Source organism: Pseudomonas sp. NPDC090201, from assembly GCF_044746825.1.
GTDB classification, from domain to species: Bacteria; Pseudomonadota; Gammaproteobacteria; order Pseudomonadales; family Pseudomonadaceae; genus Aquipseudomonas; species Aquipseudomonas putida_AD.
In genome coordinates this window covers 392,094-411,845 of record NZ_JBIVCX010000003.1, presented here as the reverse complement: position 1 = coordinate 411,845, position 19,752 = coordinate 392,094, and the positions used below count along the sequence as shown (strand labels likewise).

22 protein-coding genes, 1 pseudogene and 1 riboswitch are annotated in these 19,752 nt (G+C 60.8%); of the genes and pseudogenes, 12 read left to right on the top strand and 11 right to left on the bottom strand.

The window, feature by feature from the left end:
* Positions 1-63 precede the first annotated feature (63 nt).
* A riboswitch (cobalamin riboswitch) is annotated at positions 64-270 on the bottom strand.
* 240 nt (positions 271-510) lie between these two features.
* From ACIPOO_RS11980 to ACIPOO_RS11970, 3 genes are all read right to left on the bottom strand, one after another.
* On the bottom strand, positions 511-1,233 hold the full coding sequence (locus ACIPOO_RS11980) for an aspartate/glutamate racemase family protein (RefSeq protein WP_274134650.1): 723 nt from the start codon (positions 1,231-1,233) through the stop codon (positions 511-513).
* A gap of 22 nt (positions 1,234-1,255) precedes the next feature.
* Complete coding sequence (locus tag ACIPOO_RS11975; protein WP_400607014.1) at positions 1,256-2,764, bottom strand: NCS1 family nucleobase:cation symporter-1; 1,509 nt, start codon at positions 2,762-2,764, stop codon at positions 1,256-1,258.
* A 218-nt stretch (positions 2,765-2,982) separates the two neighbouring features.
* Positions 2,983-3,978, bottom strand: a complete 996-nt coding sequence (locus tag ACIPOO_RS11970; RefSeq protein WP_400607012.1) for an aldo/keto reductase — start codon at positions 3,976-3,978, stop codon at positions 2,983-2,985.
* Positions 3,979-4,224: 246 nt separating this feature from the next.
* On the opposite strand from ACIPOO_RS11970, the gene ACIPOO_RS11965 reads away from it, so the two are divergent.
* Together ACIPOO_RS11965 and ACIPOO_RS11960 are read left to right on the top strand one after the other, a co-directional pair.
* The gene (locus ACIPOO_RS11965; RefSeq protein ID WP_400607010.1) at positions 4,225-4,782 is read left to right on the top strand and encodes an ATP-dependent Clp protease proteolytic subunit; all 558 of its coding nucleotides are present in this window, start codon (positions 4,225-4,227) and stop codon (positions 4,780-4,782) included.
* 32 nt (positions 4,783-4,814) lie between these two features.
* Positions 4,815-4,979, top strand: a complete 165-nt coding sequence (locus ACIPOO_RS11960; protein WP_400607008.1) for a hypothetical protein — start codon at positions 4,815-4,817, stop codon at positions 4,977-4,979.
* A 60-nt stretch (positions 4,980-5,039) separates the two neighbouring features.
* On the opposite strand, the gene ACIPOO_RS11955 is transcribed toward ACIPOO_RS11960, so the two are convergent.
* From ACIPOO_RS11955 to ACIPOO_RS11930, 6 genes and pseudogenes are all read right to left on the bottom strand, one after another.
* Positions 5,040-5,240: a general stress protein gene (locus tag ACIPOO_RS11955; RefSeq protein ID WP_400607006.1), complete on the bottom strand. Its 201-nt coding sequence runs from the start codon at positions 5,238-5,240 to the stop codon at positions 5,040-5,042.
* Positions 5,241-5,375: 135 nt separating this feature from the next.
* The gene (locus tag ACIPOO_RS11950) at positions 5,376-6,155 is read right to left on the bottom strand and encodes an endonuclease/exonuclease/phosphatase family protein (RefSeq protein ID WP_274134714.1); all 780 of its coding nucleotides are present in this window, start codon (positions 6,153-6,155) and stop codon (positions 5,376-5,378) included.
* Positions 6,156-6,272: 117 nt separating this feature from the next.
* Positions 6,273-7,487, bottom strand: coding sequence for an MFS transporter (locus ACIPOO_RS11945; protein ID WP_274134644.1), 1,215 nt, complete (start codon positions 7,485-7,487; stop codon positions 6,273-6,275).
* A 193-nt stretch (positions 7,488-7,680) separates the two neighbouring features.
* Complete coding sequence (locus tag ACIPOO_RS11940; RefSeq protein WP_274134643.1) at positions 7,681-9,267, bottom strand: ABC-F family ATPase; 1,587 nt, start codon at positions 9,265-9,267, stop codon at positions 7,681-7,683.
* Positions 9,268-9,279: 12 nt separating this feature from the next.
* Positions 9,280-9,642 (bottom strand): annotated as a pseudogene (locus tag ACIPOO_RS11935) (site-specific integrase); the annotation flags it as partial.
* A gap of 677 nt (positions 9,643-10,319) precedes the next feature.
* A complete protein-coding gene (locus tag ACIPOO_RS11930; protein WP_400607003.1) occupies positions 10,320-10,751 on the bottom strand; it encodes a hypothetical protein in 432 nt (143 codons plus the stop codon).
* A 613-nt stretch (positions 10,752-11,364) separates the two neighbouring features.
* On the opposite strand from ACIPOO_RS11930, the gene ACIPOO_RS11925 reads away from it, so the two are divergent.
* Together ACIPOO_RS11925 and ACIPOO_RS11920 are read left to right on the top strand one after the other, a co-directional pair.
* The gene (locus ACIPOO_RS11925; RefSeq protein ID WP_400607001.1) at positions 11,365-11,559 is read left to right on the top strand and encodes a hypothetical protein; all 195 of its coding nucleotides are present in this window, start codon (positions 11,365-11,367) and stop codon (positions 11,557-11,559) included.
* A 10-nt stretch (positions 11,560-11,569) separates the two neighbouring features.
* Positions 11,570-11,884, top strand: coding sequence for a hypothetical protein (locus ACIPOO_RS11920; protein WP_400606999.1), 315 nt, complete (start codon positions 11,570-11,572; stop codon positions 11,882-11,884).
* A 9-nt stretch (positions 11,885-11,893) separates the two neighbouring features.
* Here ACIPOO_RS11920 and ACIPOO_RS11915 read toward each other — a convergent pair whose 3' ends face one another.
* Positions 11,894-12,262, bottom strand: coding sequence for an NUDIX hydrolase (locus ACIPOO_RS11915; RefSeq protein WP_400606997.1), 369 nt, complete (start codon positions 12,260-12,262; stop codon positions 11,894-11,896).
* Positions 12,263-12,481: 219 nt separating this feature from the next.
* Positions 12,482-12,769 carry a hypothetical protein gene (locus tag ACIPOO_RS11910; protein ID WP_400606995.1) on the bottom strand — a complete coding sequence of 96 codons (288 nt, stop codon included), beginning with the start codon at positions 12,767-12,769 and terminating at the stop codon, positions 12,482-12,484.
* 374 nt (positions 12,770-13,143) lie between these two features.
* Between ACIPOO_RS11910 and ACIPOO_RS11905 the strand changes: the two genes are divergently transcribed.
* From ACIPOO_RS11905 to ACIPOO_RS11870, 8 genes are all read left to right on the top strand, one after another.
* Positions 13,144-13,992: a transporter substrate-binding domain-containing protein gene (locus ACIPOO_RS11905; protein ID WP_274134632.1), complete on the top strand. Its 849-nt coding sequence runs from the start codon at positions 13,144-13,146 to the stop codon at positions 13,990-13,992.
* 64 nt (positions 13,993-14,056) lie between these two features.
* Positions 14,057-14,719, top strand: a complete 663-nt coding sequence (locus ACIPOO_RS11900; protein ID WP_274134630.1) for an amino acid ABC transporter permease — start codon at positions 14,057-14,059, stop codon at positions 14,717-14,719.
* 12 nt (positions 14,720-14,731) lie between these two features.
* Positions 14,732-15,394, top strand: coding sequence for an amino acid ABC transporter permease (locus tag ACIPOO_RS11895; RefSeq protein ID WP_274134629.1), 663 nt, complete (start codon positions 14,732-14,734; stop codon positions 15,392-15,394).
* Positions 15,391-16,182, top strand: coding sequence for an amino acid ABC transporter ATP-binding protein (locus ACIPOO_RS11890; protein ID WP_274134627.1), 792 nt, complete (start codon positions 15,391-15,393; stop codon positions 16,180-16,182). Before ACIPOO_RS11895 ends, ACIPOO_RS11890 begins: the two co-directional genes overlap by 4 nt.
* Before the next feature lie 24 nt (positions 16,183-16,206).
* A complete protein-coding gene (locus ACIPOO_RS11885; protein ID WP_400606992.1) occupies positions 16,207-16,593 on the top strand; it encodes a RidA family protein in 387 nt (128 codons plus the stop codon).
* A 161-nt stretch (positions 16,594-16,754) separates the two neighbouring features.
* Positions 16,755-17,519 carry an IclR family transcriptional regulator gene (locus tag ACIPOO_RS11880; protein WP_400606990.1) on the top strand — a complete coding sequence of 255 codons (765 nt, stop codon included), beginning with the start codon at positions 16,755-16,757 and terminating at the stop codon, positions 17,517-17,519.
* A 60-nt stretch (positions 17,520-17,579) separates the two neighbouring features.
* Positions 17,580-18,785 (top strand): amino acid deaminase, encoded by a 1,206-nt coding sequence (locus ACIPOO_RS11875; RefSeq protein WP_400606988.1) that lies wholly within the window; start codon positions 17,580-17,582, stop codon positions 18,783-18,785.
* A 12-nt stretch (positions 18,786-18,797) separates the two neighbouring features.
* Positions 18,798-19,739: a sugar kinase gene (locus ACIPOO_RS11870; protein ID WP_400606986.1), complete on the top strand. Its 942-nt coding sequence runs from the start codon at positions 18,798-18,800 to the stop codon at positions 19,737-19,739.
* Positions 19,740-19,752 lie beyond the last annotated feature (13 nt).

Genomic DNA, 19,752 nt, shown 5'->3' with positions numbered 1-19,752 from the left:
ATGCGGTGCAGGCGCGAATGGAAAGCCGCGCACACGGGAGTCCTTCCCGGACACCCCGCCGGTGAATGATTGACGCTTGCCGGCAGGTCTCCTGACTGGCGCATCGTCGCCATGCTCCGGCCTTCCCGGGGATACCCAGTGGCAATCGTGAAGCAGGGCTCAGCGCCTACAGTTGCGGGGACAGTTCCGTTTGAGCCTGGCCTCATCGACCGGCCAGGTTCGCGGATTCCCTATTAATTCCGAGTGGAAACCGGCGGCGGGGATACTAAACGATTTACAGGCATTGCGCCCGCCCCGATTCTCGCGGCCACCGTAGCAGTCCGGCTTGCCGGCGTCGGCGTCCTCAAGATCGCTCCCGCCGGCAAGCCGTGCTGCTACGGGTAAGGTGCATGTCGCGATTCTTGCAGCCACCGCGGTTCCGTAGCAGCCGGGCTTGCCCGCGGGACGCCCGCAAGATCGCCGACGCCGGCAAGCGGAACGCCGCCCGGCCGTGCTGCTACGGGCAAGTGATCACGGCAACAACGGCCAGCCAATCACCTTCTTCGGACGCGGCGTGGCGTAGGTGCGCACCTTGGACGTCTTCAAACCCAAACGCACCAACGATTCGGCCAACGCCACCGCCGCGGTCACGCCATCGACCACCGGCACACCGGCGCGATCACGAATCATCTGGTCCAGCCCGGCCATGCCGCCACAACCCAGGCAAATCACCTCGGCCTTGTCGTGGGTCACGGCATGGGCGGCCTGCTCGACGATGGCTTCGATGGCGCGCCCCGGCATCTCTTCAAGCTCCAGCACACTCATGCCACTGGCCCGCACCGACGCACAGCGCTCGTAGACCCCGGCCAGCTTCAGCCGGTCTTCAATCAGCGGCACTGCACGATCCAGTGTCGTCACCACCGAGTACTTGTGGCCCAACAGCATCGCAAGGCTCGCAGCGGCTTCGGTGATGTCCACCACCGGCACCTCCAGCAGTTCCTGCAAACCCTCGCGGCCATGTTCGCCGTAGCCTGCCTGAATCACCGCATCGAATGGCTGGTCGTAGGACATCACTCGGTCCATCACCGCAATGGCCGCCAGGTAGCTCTCGAAGTTGCCCTCGACCGACTCCGCACCGAAGCGCGGGGTCAGGCCGACGATCTCGGTGCCGGGGGAGGCGACACTGCGCGCCTGCTCGGCGATGGTCTGGGTCATCGACTGAGTGGTGTTGACGTTGACGATCAAAATACGCATGGGTGAACTCTCTCGCTTGCAATCAATGCTTGATGTCTTGCACGGCAATGGCCTCGCCACTGACGTCCTTGAAGCGTTGGCGCCGGTCGGCCAGCAGCAGGTACAACGCCGCGCCGATGGCGGCGCCCATCAGCCAGGAAAACGGCGAAACCGATTCGAAGGCCGGCATCAGCGCCGTGATGGTCGAAATGATCGCGGCGGGAATGAACGCCCAGACCGCGCGCAGGTTGACCCCGCGTGAATAGTGATACGGCCCGGCCGGATCTTCCGTGTACAGCTGCGGCACATCCACACGGCCCTTGCGCAGCAGCCAGTAGTCGGCGGTGATCACGCCGTACAGCGGGCCGAGCAGGGCGCCCAGGCCCGACAGAAAATACACGATCACCACCGGGCTGTTGTAGAGATTCCACGGCAGTATCAGCACCGCGACTGTGGCGCTGAGCATCCCTGCGCGGCGGAAAGTCAGGTAGCGCGGCGCCAGGCTACTGATGACGAAGGCCGGTGCGACGAAGTTGGCCATGATGTTCACCGCCACCGTGACGATCAGGAAGGCCAGGCAGCCCAGTACCAGAAAGAAGGTATTGGGGATGGTCTTGATGATGTCGGTGGGGCTTTCGATGATCTGGCCGTTGATGGAGAACTGTGCGCCGCAAATGATCACGGTGATGAAGGCGAACAGCAGCACGTTCACCGGCAAGCCCCAGAAATTGCCCTTGCGGATGGTTTTCTTGCAGGGCGCGGAGCGGGAGAAGTCACAGAAATTCAGAATCAGCGTGCCGTAGATCGCCAGCCACAACGCACTGCCAGCGAAGATGCTGCGCCACATCGACAGCCCCTCCAGCGGCGTCTTGTTCGACCAGGCAATCTGGCCGTTGGCCTGGGTGAACATCCACACCGCCAGGCTGGCGACGGTCAGCAGAATCACGGGCCCGGCGAAGGCTTCATATTTACGGACCATCTCCATGCCGTAGGCCAGAATCACGAACTGCACCAGCCAGATGCTGATGAAACACACCCAACCAAGGGTTGAGAGCCCTAACAGCGAGTCGTGATCGTAGCTGTCCAGTGCCGGGTCCAGTGCGGTGAGCAGCACCCGCAGCACCACCGACGCCAGATAAGTCTGAATTCCGAACCAGGCGATGGCGATGACCGCCCGGATCAAGGCCGGAATCTGCGCACCGAAGATACCGAAACTGACCCGGCTGATGACCGGAAACGGCACGCCGGTCTTCACGCCCATGTCGCCGGTGAGGTTCATGCACAGGTAGACGAAGGCTGCACCGATGGCCAGCGACAACATGATCTGCCAGCCGCCCAGGCCCAAGGCATAGAGGCCGATGGCGAAGGAGTAGTTGGCGAGATTGTGTACATCATTGGTCCAAAGGGCAAAGATACTGTATCCACCCCATGTTCTGCCTTCGGCGCGTCGAGGCGCGAGGTCGTGGTTGTGAAGGCGGGGGCTCAGAGCCGGGTGATCGGCGGTGGAGGCACGGGCGGCAAGGGCTGGATCCAGGGTGTTGTCTACTGGCATGTTCAACAATCTCCGGCGCTATTTGTATTTGTTTTTGTATACAGTGCGCTGGAGAGACTAACCGAAATGCCAGATGAGTCAACGGGGATGTTACAGATGGTCGGTATCACATGCCCCCCGTAGCAGCACGGCTTGCCGGCGGGGGCGATTTGGAGGACGCCCCCGCCGGCAAGCGGAGCGCCGCCCGGCCGGGCTGCTACGGATAAGATTTGGGAAGGTCAATCCTTCATCGGCACCGGCGCTTGCGCCGCGATGAAGCCCTGATCGCGCATGGCCTGCCAGAACCCGTCCGGCACCTGCGCGTGTAAGGCCGTCACATCCTCGGTGATCCGCGAAGGGCGGCTGGCGCCCGGGATCACCGCCGCGACCAGCGGATTGGCCAGCGCGAACTGCAACGCCGCCGCCTTGATATCCACCTGATATTGCCGGGCGATTTCCTGGATGTGCGCCACCTTGTCCAGCATCGCCGCTGGCGCCAGCTGGTACTCGAAATGCTGGCCGCCCACCAGCACGCCCGAGCTGTAAGGCCCGCCCACGACGAATTCAGCGTTGTGTTCGCGGGCCTTGTTGAACAGGCGTTGCAGTGGTTGGTCGTGGTCCAGCAGAGAGTAGCGTCCGGCCAGCAAAAAACCGTCAGGCTGTGCTTCACTCAAGTCCAGGGTCAGCTCGCAAGGTTCGACGCGGTTGACGCCCAGGCCCCAGGCCTTGATGACGCCTTCCTCGCGCAACCGGGTCAGGGTCCTGAAGGCGCCTTTGCGGGCGATATTAAAGTGCTCGATCCATTCGTCACCGTGGGCATCCTGGGCGACGTCGTGGACGAACACGATGTCCAGGCGGTCGGTGTTCAGGCGCTCCAGGCTCGCGGCAATCGAACGCATGGTCGCGTCGGCGGAGTAGTCGGTGACTATCCTGTTCTTCAGGCCTTCGCTGAACGGGCCGCTGCGGGGGCTGTCGTCCAGCTCATCGGACACCAGGCGCCCGACCTTGGTGCTGAGGGTGTACTGGTCACGAGGCTGGCTGGCCAGCGCCTGGCCCAGGCGCTGTTCGGAGAGGCCTGCACCGTAGATCGGCGCGGTGTCGAAGTAGCGAATGCCCTGATCCCATGCCGACTGCACGGTGGCGGCGGCTTCTTCTTCGCTGATGGTGCGAAACATGTTGCCCAGTGGGGCAGAGCCGAAGCCCAGATGGCCGATGATCTTGTCGTGCAGACTCATATGAGTGTCCTGTCTGGTGTCATGGAGTGTGGGGATGCGGATTCTTAACTGATCCCTCAGTGAAGCAGGAGTTCGGCCGTAGGAGCGCGCTTGCCCGCGATAGCGATCTTTCAGACACATCAGCGGTGACTGTTGCACCGCTGTCGCGGGCAAGCGGGCTCCTACAGGGTGTGGATGCAACTTTCATGGGCCGGGACGCTTCCAACCTTTGACCAGGCATCGTTATCCGGCAGCGGAGGGCAGTTGATGACCGAGCACATCGTTCACTTTCATTGCGGGGTCGATCAGGCCAGCACCGAGCAATTGCGCGACCGCTGCCTCGAGGCCATCGGCAAGGGCGCCACGGGGCTGCTGTTGAACCTGTCCACGGCAGGCGGCAGCACGGCGCTGGGGTTCACGCTGTACAACTTTCTGAAATCCCTGAAGGTGCCGATCCGCGCGCTCAACAGCGGCAATATCGAATCCATGGGCATTGTCATTTACCTGGCCGCCCATGAGCGGATCGTCTGCCCCCATTCGCGATTCCTGATCCACCCCATGAGCTGGTACTTCAACCAGAGCTCGGTGGACCACTCGCGGATTCGCGAATACCTGCGCAGCCTCGATAATGACCTGCAGCGCTACGTGAATATCTACCTGAGTGAAACCGAAGGTGCGGCGCACCCGGTGGATATCGGCAAGTGCCTGTCGGCAGAGGAAAAGGTCATTCGGGCAGAAGATTCGCTGGCTTGCGGGATCGCCCATCGGGTCGAGCAGTATCAATTCCCTGAAGACGCGATCCACTGGACGGTCAGCGCCAGCTAAGCTCCATTCACAAGAAATGATGAGGAACGGCCATGCAAACTCACACCAACGTCCCCAAACCCAAGCCCCACGGCGCTGTTCAGACTGAAGAAGAGATTGAGGTGGACGTCGATAACGACCCCGGCAACGAAGACCCAGGCTCCCAGTTCGACCGCGATGCCACCGTGCCCTTGATCGATCCTGACCACCCGACTTGATTGCAGCCAAAAAAAGAGCGAGAGCTTTCGCCCTCGCTCGTCTCTCTGACTTTCAATAAATCAGGATTTGCGGCCTGCGCCGCCTTGTGGCATCGAACCGCCTTTTTTGTTGGCATCAGGACGGTTTGCGTCGGTTGCTTTCTGCCGGTCGTTGGCGACGTTGCTGCCGCCCGAAGCCTGGCCGCCTTTCTTGCCAGCATCGCTGGCTTTTTCGCGGTCGTTCTGGAAGTTGCCAGGGTTCGATTTTCCGGTGTTAGCCATGATTGCGTACCTCTTGTTATGAGAAGTGCGAGTCATGTGGCTCGCATAATGTGGGATGAAGTACAGCAAGGTTGGTTTAAACAATTGGCCGCTTACCTGACAAACGGATGATGGCCGCATGGCTCCATGGCGGCGCTACATGTGCACTTCGACCGCCAGCGGCAGGTGGTCGGACAGGTGCGTCCAGGGGCGCGTGCCGAGAATCTTCGGATTGTGGCTGGTGGCATTGCGCAGGTAGATCCGGTCCAGACGCAGCAGGGGGAAACGCGCTGGATAAGTCTTCGCCAGCCGCCCGTGGCTGCGCTCGAAGGCCTCGTGCAGGTAGGTGCAGCGCGCCAGCCGCTTGTTGCCCTGTAGTTGCCAGTCATTGAAGTCACCGGCAATCACCACCGGCGCATGTTCGGGCAGAGAATCGAGCAGGGCGCACAGCAAATCCAGCTGCAATTGGCGGTGGCTTTCCAGCAGGCTCAAGTGCACGCAGATCGCATGGACTTCCTCATGCCCCGGCACCTGCAACACGCAGTGCAACAGGCCGCGGCGTTCGGGGCCGGTGATCGAGACGTCGAGATTGCGGTATTGCAGGATGGGGTATTTGGACAGCAATGCATTGCCGTGATGGCCGTCGGGGTACACCGCATTGCGGCCATAGGCAAAGTCGCTCCACATGCTGTCGGCGAGAAACTCGTATTGCGAGGTCATCGGCCAGTCATGGTAGCGGGCGGCGTGGCGATCATGGCCGCCCAGCACTTCTTGCAAGAACACCAGGTCGGCGCCCGTACTGCGCACCGCTTCGCGCAGTTCCGGCAGAATGAAGCGCCGGTTCAGCGCGGTAAAACCCTTGTGGGTATTGACCGTCAGCACGCGCAAACGGTGAACGTCGGGCATGCCAGCCAGTTGCGAAGGGGTGGCACCCATGCCATCCGGGTCGGGAATCACACGCACGCTCCTGTTCGGTGAGCTACTGGGGTGTAATAGGTCCGACCGGAGGCAGGCGCGGCAGTTCAGGCTTTTTTGCCCCGCGCCTGGCTGCGCTTATAACCGCGTATCGACTGCCGGCCGGCGTGACAGCAACAGCGTCAGGGCCAGTGCCAGCACCGACAGGAGCGCGGCGAAGAAAAAGATCCAGCCATAACCCATGCCCAGCGCAATCGCGCCCATCAGCGGGCCGGAAACCGCCAGCGCCAGGTCGAAGAACACCGCATAGGCGCCCAGGCCCGCGCCCCGGCTGCTGTTGGGCACCTGTTTGATCGCCTCGACACCGATCGCCGGGTACACCAGCGACAGGCCAAAACCGGCAAATCCCGCACCGATCAGCGCCACCAGGGTATTGGGCGCCAGCCACAGCAGCACCAGGCCCACGGTTTCAACCGACATGCAGACGATGGCCGAGCGGTAGCCGCCGAAACGGTTGATGGCGTTGATGAAAAACAGCCGGGCGACGATGAAGCACACGCCGAACACCGTCAGGCACCAGGCAGCGCCTTGCCAGCCGCGGCTGACGTAGAACAGGGTGATGAATGTGGTCAGGGTGCCGTAGCCGATGGATGACAGCGTAAGGCTCAGCCCGTAAGGCGCCACGCGCCCGAACACGGACCAGAACGGCATGCGGTCGCCGCGCACCACTGGCACCGGCGGCTTGTTGCGGATCAGCAGCAGGGCGCCCATGGCGAGCGCCGCCAACACCAGCCCCAGACTGACGAACCCCAGGGCATCGACCATCAGCACGCCCAGCGGTGCGCCAATGGCGATGGCGCCGTAGGAGGCGATGCCGTTCCAGGAAATCGAGCGCGCCGTGTGTTCTGCGCCGACCAGGCCGATGCACCAACTGATGGTGCCGACGCCGATCAGTCCCTGGGACGCACCGAGGATCAATCGGGCGATGATCAGGATCGTCAGGCTGATGCTGGCAAGGCTTTGCAGCAGGATGGCCACCACCGTCAGCGCGCCACTGATCGCGATGCCTGTGAGGCCGTAGACGATGGCGCGCTTGGTGCCGATGTTGTCGCAGATGCCGCCGGCGAAAGGTCGGCTGAGCAACGTCGCCAGGTACTGCGCACCGATGACCAGCCCGGCGACCACCGCGCTGAACCCCAATTGGTCATGCACGTAGCCCGGCATCACCGCGATGGGCAGGCCGATGCACAGGAATGCGATGAAGGTATAGAAGACGATGGAGACGATCTGCAGGGTAATCGCCGTTGAACTGGCGTTGCGGACGGGGGTATCGGGCGGCAAGGCGGCGGACATAGGACTCTTCGCTGGAGCGGTGGGAGTGGTGCATCATCATTACCCGAGGCGAGCGGAAATGAAAGCAGGCTAACGATTTAAACCGACATTTGTTGGCGCAATCATTGATCCATACGTTCACGCCAGGACGCGCGATTGGCCAATAAAAAGCCCCGTCACGGGACGGGGCTTCGGGATTACCGCGGAGCGTGGTTTAGAAAACCACACCCTGGCTGCGCAGGTAATCGTCGTAGGTGCCGCTGAAGTCGGTCACGCCGTCGGCGCTCAACTCGATGATGCGGGTGGCCAGGGACGATACGAACTCGCGGTCGTGGCTGACGAAGATCAGCGTGCCCGGGTAGTTTTCCAGCGCCAGGTTCAGCGCCTCGATGGATTCCATGTCCAGGTGGTTGGTCGGTTCGTCCATCACCAGCACGTTCGGCTTCTGCAGGATCAGCTTGCCGAACAGCATGCGGCCCTGCTCACCACCGGAAATGACCTTGACCGATTTCAGAATTTCATCGTTGGAGAACAGCATGCGACCCAGGGTGCCACGGATCACTTGCTCGCCCGAAGTCCACTGACCCATCCAGTCGAACAGAGTGACGTCGTCTTCGAAGTCGTGGGCGTGGTCCTGAGCGTAGTAGCCCAGCTCCGCGCTCTCGGTCCACTTCACGGCGCCCGCATCCGGGGCCAGTTCGCCCATCAGCGTGCGCAGCAGGGTAGTCTTGCCGATACCGTTCGGGCCGATGATCGCCACGCGCTCGCCGGCTTCAACGGTGAAGCTGAAGTTCTTGAACAGGGTCTTGCCGTCGAAGCCTTTGGACATGTGCTCGATGGTCACGGCCTGGCGGTGCAGCTTTTTGGTCTGTTCGAAACGGATGAACGGGCTGACGCGGCTCGATGGCTTGACCTCGGCCAACTGGATCTTGTCGATCTGCTTGGCGCGGGAAGTGGCCTGCTTGGCTTTCGAGGCGTTGGCCGAGAAGCGGCTGACGAAGGTCTGCAGCTCGGCGATCTGGGCTTTCTTCTTGGCGTTGTCCGACAGCAACTGCTCGCGGGACTGGGTCGCGGCGGTCATGTACTCATCGTAGTTGCCCGGGAACAGGCGCAGCTCGCCATAGTCCAGGTCAGCCATGTGGGTGCAGACGCTGTTCAGGAAGTGACGGTCGTGGGAAATGATAATCATGGTGCTGTTACGCGCCGTGAGAATGGTTTCCAGCCAGCGAATGGTGTTGATGTCCAGGTGGTTGGTCGGTTCGTCGAGCAACAGCACTTCAGGATCGGAGAACAGCGCCTGGGCCAGCAGCACGCGCAGTTTCCAGCCTGGCGCGACTTCGCTCATCGGGCCGAAATGCTGTTCCAGCGGAATACCCAGGCCCAGCAGCAGCTCGCCAGCGCGGGATTCGGCGGTGTAGCCGTCCATCTCGGCGAATTCGGTTTCCAGCTCCGCCACAGCCATGCCGTCGTCTTCGGTCATTTCCGGCAGTGAGTAGATACGGTCGCGCTCGGCCTTGACCTTCCACAGCTCCTCGTGGCCCATGATGACGGTGTCGATCACGCTGAACTGCTCGTAGGCGAACTGATCCTGACGCAGTTTACCCAGACGAACGTTCGGCTCGAGCATCACCTGGCCACCGGACGGGTCCAGATCGCCACCCAGGATTTTCATGAAGGTGGATTTGCCACAGCCGTTGGCACCGATGAGGCCATAACGATTGCCGTTGTTGAATTTGACCGAAACGTTCTCGAACAGCGGCTTGGGGCCGAACTGCATGGTGATGTTAGCTGTGGAGATCAATTGCTTTACCTATCAAGGAGTTACTGGTTGCTGGTTTTGGCCTTGGACCAGGTTTGGACCAATCCTTAGCTTTTCCATCTCACCCCAATCGCCGCTCGAACTGAGCCAGCGCGCATAAGTGGAGAGCAGCATCTGGACTGAGTGTCCGAGCTGTTGGGCAATAAAGGAGGGATTCATGCCAGACATTATGCAGATTGTCGCATAAGTATGACGACAGTTATACGGTGGACGGTGTCGCACCCCTGGTTCGCGCAGGGTTGGGACCCACTGCTTGTGCAGGTCGGAGGTCTGACGGATGTGCGCCGAGTTCTTGGAGGGAGGAAAGCAGTAGGCGAAATCCTTTCCCGCGCCACGCCTTCTGCCCGGCCAATGTTCCAGAAACGATTGGCCCAGTGACCCTCCGGTGGCTGGTTGCCGCCTTGGTAACCGAGCGCCATGGCACCTGCTGATGCGGTCAGGGAGTGGGTTATTCAGTTGGTGGAGCAGGAAGGGAACACGGTGTAGCGGGGCAGTGGGGCCGGCGGTGGAGTCTTAGTCCGAGCCGCCGGCAGAGAGCGGTGTCACTCTACGATGCAGATCCAGCGATGATTTTGCCGGTACGGCGCTCGAGTGAAGTGAACATCTGCGACCAGGTTCATTCCTCTTTCTTGGAGCGCTTCGGTCAGTTGTACGAGTGTCTCTGCCTGGATAGTCATTACTGTCACCTCGTCAGATTTACTGCGTTCATAATTCTTGACCTGGCGGGCAAGTCACAAATTCATTTTTTCTACTTGGGCGATTATTGAATCTGAGGAACCCGGCCCCGCGATGGGCGAGAGGCCGGGTGATGCAGGTGGCCGATCTGCTCGTAGGAGCGGGGCTTTACCTGGCTGAACTCGGGCGGCTGAAGCATTGTAAGCCTCCATTTTTACTGCTGTATGTATACACAGTAAAAGGATCCAAACGGGTGGTAATATGGAAGGAGTACAAATGTGCTCAGTTCGGATCAATACATGAAAAAGCCCGCTCAAGTGGCGGGCTTTGGGTGCAATGGCTAAGCAGCGAAACTTCCATCAAAGCTTGTAGGAATATTTCTCCTCAACCTTTCGCTTTTCCAGGGTGTAGCCCTTCATATCAATCTCATCGGCAGCGAGCTTACTATCCAACTCATCGAGGTCGGCTTTCTTCAAGCTCTTCACGTGCGCTCTGGTGGCTTGATAGTTTATGGACTCCGCCGCGTCATACCCGCTTACTGGATCCCAGAGAATGGAAATCGGCCACAACAGTAGGTTAACGACCCCGTAACCATATGCACGACCATAAAATGAGCCGCCGCCAGGCAACAGTCCGAGCCCAGCGGCAGCGCCCGAGTTCTTTTCCTCAACTGCCAAGTTATTTGCGCGATAGCTTGCAAGCTCCGCTTCTTGAGATGAGTTAAGCCCGGTCGCGCATCCTCCAGTCAGTGCGATTAACGTGGCTACGGTAAAATTGCGTACTACTTGCATCACCAGCTTCCTTTGGATGTACCCGTTATCAGCCCTCACTGGGCATAGCTGGCCAATTTTACACAAGTAGTGGCACTTTGGCTTCTGCAGCATCGCGCGTCACGTCTGTAGGTACAAAAAGCCCGGTCTGCGCTTCGCCGCCCAACGTGGAGGCCATGCAGTGGCTGGGCAGGGTTGTAAGCGTATCTCTTCGCTGCTAATACTCAGCAGATGGAGCCAGGAGGTGCAGGATGTTTGAGCGGTATGACGAGCAAGCCAGGGATAGAAAACTCTCGGTATTGATAACCATTTTCATCCTGGTGCCGTGTACCCTCTTCGCTTTCCGGAGCTCCTGGTGGGCAGGCGCCGTGTTTGCAGTTTTGACGGTCTTGTTCGGCGTCCCCCCGCTCGTCCTGGGTAAGGATGGATATGAGAAGTACTTGCGGGTCCTGGAGCACATTTCCATCCTCGGCTTTTTGGGATAGTCCAACATCGGGGTAAGAGCCGTGCATATGTAGGAAGCGTCTGTTTTTAATGTCCCTCCATTGCCAAGCGCGCCAGGGCCTTCCAGACTTCCTGGCAACCGGGCAGCGCCTAAGCGCGCTCACCTTCGTCTCACATGGATGGACATGACATGCCGCGCAAGGACATTCGCAATAATTCGTCTCGCCCTTTGATTTCTCGCCTGATGGACGTGCGCATGATTGCCATGACCACAGGTTCGGCGACCATCGCAAACCTGCTGGTGCCCGGCATGGGCAGCGCTGCGGTAGGTGCGGTACTCGGCGCCGCGTGCGCGCTGCATATCCTCAAATCCCGGGATTTCTGAGGCGTTGGCGATGAGCGAGACTCAGTTTCAGTATTCGTTCTTCATCAGCGTGGCGGCGATTGCCGTCTACATTGCCAGCGCGCTTTTCTACCGTCAGACACCGGACCTCACCCACGCGCTGCTCATTGCCACGTCCTGCTCAAGCGCGGTGGCCGCAGTGCTGGCCGGGGTCATGGCCTATACCGCGACGCCCGAGCAGTTGGGTGTGCTGCGTGAGCACAAGGCCGGAGTGGTAACGGGCACCTTGGCACTGATCTGGATTTCGGTCTCGGCTACCTACAAAAGCCTGATGCACCCCAGACGCTGCGCGCTAAGGAAAGCCTGAGCTGTCCGGCTATGACTTAACGTCGTCCAGAAATGCCTTGACGATGGATTTGGCGGACGGATTGACCTTGAGATCGCCCAGTTGCTTGGCCGTGAACCACTGGCAATCAGCGATTTCATTCCTGGCGGTGGGTGTGGCCATGAAGGTGACAGACACTTCAAAGACGTGATGCAGCACTTCGCCGCCTTCGAAGCGGGTGACGTAGGAAAGGTCCTCGAGGATCAGGCCGGTTTCCTCGCGCAGCTCACGGGAGGCAGCCTGGGCAGGGGATTCATCGGCTTCGATCTTGCCGCCGGGGAGTGTCCACTTGGCCTTGGGCTTGCGCACGTACAGGATCTGGTTATCCCGTCGGCAAATCACAGTTGCGCGTTGTTTCATGTCAATTTCCTTCACCGTACACCTATGAGAAGCGCAATGACTGTACATAGTCACAGCTCTGTCACAAAAACTTCATAAACCTTCGAAGCATTTACGGTGCCAACGTTCCGTTGTTGTTATTCCATTTTCACGCGTCTGATTCCATCTTAGGGCAGCTGGAGCCCACGCGGGCGCGGGTTCACACAAAGTTCATATGTGAACCTTACCCAGGAGTTGGACCTACTGTTTGGGCGCGGTTGATTTCTTGTGCACGGTGGAGGCGGGCTTTTCAGTGCTCTTGGACGGGGCCGCCTTCTTCTCTTTGCCGGGCGCTTGCGGGTTGGCCGGTTTTTTCTCCAGGCCATCGGCATCACCGCCGTTTCCGCCTGCCGGTGTGGTCGGGTTGATCCCGGGCGGCAGGGCCGAGCCGCCGGCGTCTGCGGCCGAGGTTGACACCGCCAGGCTCAGGGCAGGGCTCATGCTCAGCAGGCCTGCCAGGAACAGGCTTGCCAATGTGTGCGTGTTCATGATGCGTCTCCTTTGAACAGAGGCATTACCTGGTCTTAGGCCCTCATGGGCATGTCAATGTCCCGCGCCCGGTGACAAACGGTCGATCAACCTTTCCCAGGCTTGAGCGCATGGCGCTCCCGATGCGCGATTGTGGGGCTTTACGCACAACGCTGGGGCCGCGTTACCCGTGGATGTGGCCTTCAGTAGCGGGCAGCGGGCGGCTCCTAAGACTGCCGATGATGGCATTTCAACTCTAGCTCATTGATCTCGCGAGCTTTTTCCCGGCCCTTTCTTTTTGCCGATTCTGTGGCACACTTCCTGCTGTTCATTCCGTTGTTACAAACTAGGTTCCGCTATAGCGGAATTAATAACGACTCGACGGAGCTTCTCCCATGCATCGCGGACCCTCATTTGTGAAAGCTTTTGCGTTTGTTCTGGCGGCTGCGGCCACCTGCGTTTCTGTGGCGCAGGCGGCAGACAGCAAACTTGACAGCGTCTTGCAGCGCGGCCATCTGGTCGTGGGCACCGGCAGCACCAACGCGCCTTGGCACTTCCAGGGTGCCGACGGCAAATTGCAGGGCTTTGATATCGACATTGCGCGCATCGTCGCCAAGGGTTTGTTCAACGACCCGTCGAAAGTCGAATTTGTGGTGCAATCGTCCGATGCGCGGATTCCCAACCTGCTGACCGACAAGGTCGACATGAGCTGCCAGTTCATCACCGTCACTGCCAGCCGCGCGCAACAGGTTGCGTTCACCCTGCCGTACTACCGCGAGGGCGTGGCGCTGTTGCTGCCGAACAACAGCAAGTACAAGGAAATCGACGACCTGAAAGGCGCGGGCGAGGGCGTCACTGTCGCGGTGCTGCAAAACGTCTATGCCGAGGAGCTGGTGCATCAGGCGCTGCCCAAGGCCAAGGTTGACCAGTACGACAGCGTCGATCTGATGTACCAGGCCATCAACTCCGGTCGCGCCGACGCGGCCGCCACCGACCAGTCTTCGGTCAAATACCTGATGGTGCAGAACCCTGGCCGTTATCGTTCCCCGGCCTTCGCCTGGAGCCCGCAGACCTACGCCTGCGCCGTCAAACGTGGCGACCAGGACTGGCTGAACTTCGTCAACACCGCGCTGCATGAAGCCATGACCGGTGTGGAATTCCCGGCGTATGCGGAGTCCTTCAAGAAGTGGTTCGGCGTTGACCTGCCGACTCCAGCCATTGGCTTCCCGATGGAATACAAGTAACGCAACCTGCAACTGACGGGGCAGAGAGGGCCGTGGTGCCTTCCTGTCCCAGGTACTTTTGACCATGAATTATCAGTTGAACTTTGCGGCAGTCTGGCGGGATTTCCCCAGCCTGCTGGCGGGGCTGGGCCTGGGCCTTGAACTGGCCCTGATTTCCATCGCCATCGGCTGCGTGATCGGCCTGATGGCTGCGTTTGCGATGCTGTCAAAGTACCGCGCGCTGCGCATCGTCGCGTCGGTGTATGTCACCGTGATTCGCAACACGCCGATCCTGGTGCTGATCCTGCTGATCTACTTCGCCTTGCCGAGCCTTGGTATTCGCCTGGACAAGATCCCCTCGTTCATCGTGACCCTGTCGGTCTACGCCGGGGCCTACCTGACCGAAGTGTTTCGCGCAGGCCTGCTCAGCATCCACAAGGGCCAGCGCGAAGCGGGCCTGGCCATCGGCCTGGGTGAATGGCAGGTGCGGGCGTACATCATCGTTCCGGTGATGCTGCGCAACGTGCTGCCGGCGCTGTCGAACAACTTCATCTCGCTGTTCAAGGACACCTCGCTGGCCGCGGCCATCGCGGTGCCGGAACTCACTTATTACGCGCGCAAGATCAACGTCGAAAGCTACCGGGTGATCGAAACCTGGCTGGTGACCACGGCGTTGTATGTCGCGGCCTGTTACCTCATCGCCATGCTCTTGCGCTACCTCGAACAGCGCTTGGCGATTCGCCGCTAGGAGGCTGCTGATATGTACGAACAACCTGGCTGGCTGCATGAGTTGTGGATTGCCCGCGAGCCGTTGTGGGCGGGTTTTGTGACCAGCATTCAGTGTGCGGGCCTGGCGATTGTCCTGGGTACGATCCTGGGCATGTTCGCCGGTCTGATCCTGACCTATGGCAAGTGGTGGGCACGCCTGCCGTTTCGCGCCTACGTCGATCTGATTCGCGGCACACCGGTCTTCGTGCTGGTGCTGGCGTGCTTCTACATGGCGCCGGCGCTGGGCTGGCAGATTACGGCGTTCAAGGCGGGCGCACTGGGCCTGACACTGTTCTGCGGCTCCCACGTCGCGGAAATCGTGCGCGGCGCGCTGCAAGCCATTCCCCGTGGGCAACTGGAAGCCGGCAAGGCCATCGGCCTGACGTTCAGCCAGTCGCTGAGCTACGTGCTGCTGCCTCAGGCCTTGCGCCAGATCCTGCCGACCTGGGTGAACTCGTCCACGGAAATCGTCAAGGCTTCGACCCTGTTGTCGGTGATCGGAGTGGCCGAGTTGCTGCTCAGCACGCAACAGATCATCGCCCGTAACTTCATGACCCTCGAGTTTTACCTGTTCGCCGGATTCCTCTTCTTCGTCATCAATTACGCCATCGAGCTTCTCGGGCGCCAAATCGAAAAACGGGTGGCCTTGCCATGACTCAGACTCAAACCGCACAAGCCGCCCCGGCGCTCCTCAGCATCGAAGGGCTGCACAAATCCTACGGGCCAGTGGAAGTGCTCAAGGGCGTTGACCTCAAGATGAACAAGGGCAACGTCGTCACCCTGATCGGTTCCAGCGGCTCGGGCAAGACCACCTTGCTGCGCTGCGTGAACCTGCTCGAAGAGTTCCAGGGCGGGCACATTCGTCTCGAAGGCCAGGACATCGGCTACAGCGACGTCAACGGCAAGCGCGTGCGCCACCCCGAACGCGTGATCGCCCAGCACCGGGCGATGACCGGCATGGCGTTCCAGCAATTCAACCTGTTCCCGCACCTGACTGCGCTGCAGAACGTCACCCTGGGCCTGCTCAAGGTAAAAAAGCTGCCCAAGGATCAGGCCGTCGCCCTGGCCGAAAAATGGCTGGAGCGTGTGGGCCTGCTTGAACGCCGCAATCACTACCCGGGGCAGTTGTCCGGTGGACAGCAGCAACGCGTGGCCATTGCCCGCGCCATCGCCATGAACCCAAGCCTGATGCTGTTCGACGAAGTGACGTCCGCGCTCGATCCGGAGCTGGTCGGCGAAGTGCTGAGCGTGATCAAGGGCCTGGCCGAAGAGGGCATGACCATGCTCTTGGTCACCCACGAAATGCGCTTTGCGTACGAGGTGTCCGACCAGATCGTCTTCATGAACCAGGGCCGCATCGAAGAGCAGGGCCCGCCCAAGGCGCTGTTCGAGCAGCCGAAGTCGGCGCGCCTGGCAGAATTTCTCAAGAACATTCGTTTTTAACCGCTCAACCCAAGGAGATCTTTCATGAGCATTACTCGTTACGGCGCAGGTAGCACCGCAGGTGGCGGCCAGCCACGTCCATTCGCCCGCGCAGTCGAGGCTGACGGCTGGCTGCACGTGTCCGGCCAGGTGCCAGCGCGCGATGGCGAAATCATCGTGGGCGGCATCGTCGAGCAGACCCACCAGACCATGCAGAACCTGGTCGCGATCCTCACCGAAGCCGGTTATGGCCTGGAGGACGTGGTGCGTGTGGGCGTCTGGCTGGAAGACCCGCGTGACTTCTGGAGCTTCAACAAGGTTTTCGGCGAATACTTCAAGCCCGAGCACGCCCCGGCGCGCGCCTGCGTGCAGGCGAACATGATGGTCGATTGCAAGGTCGAGATCGATTGCATCGCCTACAAGAAGAAATGAAGCAGTGGAAAGCCGCAAGCTCCAAGCTTCAAGCTGTGCGCGTTTATCAAGACGATACGCGTGCGGCTTGAAACTTGTAGCTTGAAGCTAAAAACTGGCGACTTTTTTCTAAAGGTAAAGGTGCTTAACGCACCCCCGCCGCTCAGCTTGGAGCTGCTGTTATGACCGAAGACACCATCAAACGCCGGGCCCGTGGTCTGGACCGGGCGTTCGATATTCTCGATTTCCTCAAGGAAAAGGGCACGCCTTTGCGGCCCAATGAAATTGCCAGCGGCATCGGCAGCCCGAAATCGACGGTCTATGAGCTGGTCAGTTCGCTGCTCGAGCGGCGGATCCTCGAGACCGTGGGCAAGGAGGGCCATGTGTACCTGGGGCGCCAGCTGTATTTTCTGGGCCAGGCGCATCTGCGGCATTTCGATTTTACCCGTGAGGCTGAAGTCAGCCTGAACGAAATCGTCGAGCAGACCCGCGAAACCGCGCAGATGTGCCTGCTCAACGGGCGCAAGTACACCGTGGCGCTGATGAAGGAGGGCGCCCGGCATTTCCGGATTTCCTCGGACATCGGCGAAGACGCCCCGATCCCATGGACGGCCTCGGGCCGCCTGCTGCTGGGGCATCTGAGCGATCAGTCGATCATCGACCTGATCGACGAAGACGATTTCATTCTCCCGGACGGCCAGCGCCTGCCGATCGAGACCTTTCTCGGCGAGATCCGCAAGGCGCATGAAGAAGGCTTTTTTTCCTTCAACAGCATCGCCGATACCTTTACCCATTGTTTCGCCGCACCGGTGAAGGACAAACAGGGCATCTGCATCGCGACCCTGTGCATTGTCGCGCCCCGGGCGGACGCCAAGACCCATTACGAACACTACCGCAAGGTGCTGATCGATAGCGCCAACGGCCTGGCCCGTCGGGTCAACGATTAACCGGTTCAAAGACTGCGCGGTTCCCGATCCGCCATCGAACAAGAATTCAGGAGACTACACATGAGCACTGCCGCACTGGAAAAAGGCGCCACCCAGCCTGGCGATCACCTGGTCAGGGATGTCAGCCTGCCTGCGCTGGTCATTCACGACAAGGCACTGCAACACAACATTCGCTGGATGCAGAAATTCGTCAGCGACAGCGGCGCGGAACTCGCGCCCCACGGCAAGACCAGCATGGTCCCGGCGCTGTTCCAGCGTCAGTTGCAGCAAGGCGCATGGGGCATCACCCTGGCCACTGCCACCCAGACCCGCGCTGCCTATGCCCACGGTGTGCGCCGGGTGCTGATGGCCAACCAACTGGTGGGCGCGCCGAACATGGCGATCATTGCCCAGATGCTGGCCGACACTCAGTTCGATTTCCACTGCATGGTCGACCATCCGGACAACGTCAAGGCGCTGGGTGAGTTCTTCGCCTCCAAGGGCGTGCAACTCAACGTCATGATCGAATACGGCGTGGTCGGTGGCCGTTGCGGTTGCCGCACCGAGCAGGAAGTCATGGATCTGGCCGACGCCATCGCCGCGCAACCGGCCCTGAAACTCACCGGTATCGAGGGTTACGAAGGCGTGATCCACGGCGACAAGGCCATCGCCGGGATTCGTGCGTTTGCAGCCTCGCTGGTGCGCCTGGCGGTGACCCTGCAAGACAAGGGCGCTTTCGCGCTGGACCGCCCGATCGTCACGGCGTCGGGCTCGGCCTGGTACGACCTGATCGCCGAGGAGTTCGACAAGCAGCAGGTTCGCGAACGCTTCCTTGGCGTGCTGCGCCCCGGCAGCTACGTGGTGCATGACCACGGCATCTACAAAGAGGCGCAGTGCTGTGTGCTCGACCGCCGTCAGGATCTCTCCGAAGGCCTGCAACCGGCCATGGAAGTCTGGGCGCACGTGCAGTCGATGCCCGAGCCCGGCTTTGCGGTGATTGCCCTGGGCAAGCGTGACGTGGCGTTCGACGCCGGCATGCCGAACCCGATCAAGCGTTACAAGGCCGGCGTGGTGCCTGCCGTGGGCGACGATGTCAGCGCCTGCAAAGTGACCGCTGTGATGGATCAGCACGCGTTCATGACCGTGGCGCCGGGATGTGACCTGAAAGTGGGCGACATCATTTCCTTCGGCACTTCGCACCCGTGCCTGACCTTCGATAAGTGGCGCACCGGCTGCCTGGTAGGTGATGACCTGAGCGTGATCGAATCCTTCGACACCTGCTTCTGACGGAGATGGGCGATGAGTGAACTTGTCAGCCACAGCCACCCGCGGGTGGCGCTGATCGGCGAATGCATGATCGAGTTGCAGCAGCACGCCAACGGCACCCTCAAGCAGAGCTTCGGTGGCGATACCCTGAACACGGCGGTCTACCTGTCGCGCTTGCTGGGTTCGGCGGCGCAGGTCGATTACGTCACCGCGCTGGGCGACGACAGTTTCAGCGATGCCATGTGTGCGATCTGGACCGAGGAGGGCATCGGCCTGAGTCAGGTCCAGCGCTTGCCGGGGCGTTTGCCAGGCTTGTACTGCATCCAGACCGACGAAAACGGCGAGCGGCGCTTCCTGTACTGGCGCAACGAGGCGGCGGTGCGCGAGTGTTTCACCACGCCGTCCGCCGACGCTGTGCTGGAGGCGCTGGTGCAATACGATGTGTTGTACTTCAGCGGCATCACCCTGGCGGTGCTGGGCGAGGTCGGACGGGCGCGGCTGCTCTCGACCCTGGGCGACGCCCGGGATCGTGGGGCCTGCGTGGTGTTCGACAACAATTACCGGCCGCGTCTGTGGCGCAGTGTTGATCAGGCGCGCCAGGCGTACCGTTCGGTCATGCACGAGGTCGATGTCGCCTTGCTCACCGAAGACGATGAGCAGGCGCTGTTCGGCTACACCGACAGCGAGCAGATCCTGAGCGCCTACCGCGACATGGGTGTGAAGGAAGTGGTGGTCAAGCGCGGCGCCCAGAGTTGCCTCGTGCGCGCCGACAATCGCCGTTATGAAATTGCGGCGCAACCGGTGAGCAAAGTGGTTGACACCACAGCGGCGGGGGATTCGTTCAGTGCGGGTTACCTGGCCAGGCGTCTGCGTGGTGGTGGCCCGCAGGAAGCGGCAGAGGCGGGGCACCGGCTGGCCAGCCTGGTGATCCAGCATCCGGGGGCCTTGATCCCGCGCAGCGTGATGCCTGCCTGACCTACCCCGTGTC